Origin of the sequence: Rhodococcus sp. BS-15 (genome assembly GCF_000813105.1) — a bacterium.
Taxonomy (GTDB): Bacteria; Actinomycetota; Actinomycetes; order Mycobacteriales; family Mycobacteriaceae; genus Rhodococcoides.
In genome coordinates, this window is the sequence record NZ_BAOX01000554.1 from 1 (window position 1) to 1184 (window position 1184).

Annotated in this window: 2 pseudogenes; both read left to right on the forward strand. The window is 68.8% G+C overall.

Going from position 1 to position 1184, the window contains the following annotated elements:
• The first annotated feature begins 66 nt into the window (after positions 1 to 66).
• Positions 67 to 827: pseudogene (locus RHBS_RS27880) on the forward strand (CpaF family protein).
• Positions 824 to 1184: pseudogene (locus RHBS_RS27885) on the forward strand (secretion protein F); the annotation flags it as partial. The pseudogenes RHBS_RS27880 and RHBS_RS27885, both read left to right, overlap by 4 nt.

Sequence of the window (1184 nt, forward strand, 5' to 3'; positions counted from 1 at the left end):
TACGACGTCACAGCCTGGGTCGACGGGCGACTGCCGGGCGTTGGGCAGGGGGCGTTCGGCGTCCGCCTGCACGCTGTGCTGGCACCGGTCGCGAGCGGGGGAACATGTGTGTCGCTGCGGGTGCTGCGACCCGCGACGCAGGGACTGGCCGCGCTCCGTGCATCGGGAGCTGTGACCAATGACGGGTACGAGCTGCTGCGTCGAATCGTGTTCGGACGCTTGGCTTTCTTGGTCGTCGGCGGTACCGGCGCAGGAAAAACTACACTCTTGGCGGCACTTCTCGGGAGGTGGATCCGGCGGAGCGAATAGTCTGCGTCGAGGACGCGGCCGAGTTGGCACCGGCCCATCCGCACGTGGTTCGACTCGTGGCCCGCGCACCCAATGTCGAAGGGGTGGGTGAGGTATCGGTGCGGCAACTGGTGCGTCAGGCGCTGCGAATGCGACCTGATCGCCTCGTGGTCGGTGAGGTGCGCGGGGCGGAGGTGATCGACCTCATGACGGCGCTCAACACAGGTCACGACGGTGGAGCCGGAACCATTCACGCGAACTCCCCGGCCGAGGTACCCGCTCGACTCGAAGCTCTTGCAGCACTGGGTGGAATGGGGCGAGACGCGCTGCACAGTCAACTCGCCGCGGCGGTTCAGGTGGTGCTGCACGTCCACCGCAGCGCCGACGGTACCCGACGCCTCCGTGAGATCGGGGTGGTCGACGTCGACGCGACCGGTCGGGTGCACATTGCGCCGGCCTGGTCGGTAGATGCCGACCCGACGCCGGGCGAAGGTCGGCTCCTCGAACTGCTCGACCGCCGCTGCGGTGACGCCCGATGACGGCCGCGGTGATGGCCCTCGCTGTGGCAGTTGCTCTGTGGCCGAACAGCTTCCGTCGGCTACCCAGCGAAGTGCGGACGGCGTCGAGCGCACCGCGATGGCTGGTGCCGGCGTACTGCGCTCTGGTTGCGGCAGGGGCGGTGTGGTGGTTCGGCGGAATCTGGGCTGTGAGCGCAGCAGCGGTGGCGGGCAGTACCGGATGGCGGCGCTATCGTCGGCGACTCGAACGCGACCGGCGTGCCGAGGAATTGAACTGGCTCGCAACCGGAATCGAGGTGGTCATCGGCGAGCTCCGCGTCGGGTCCCATCCGGCCACGGCCAGCGCAGTTGCGGCGGACGAGTGTGGCGGCGTCGCGT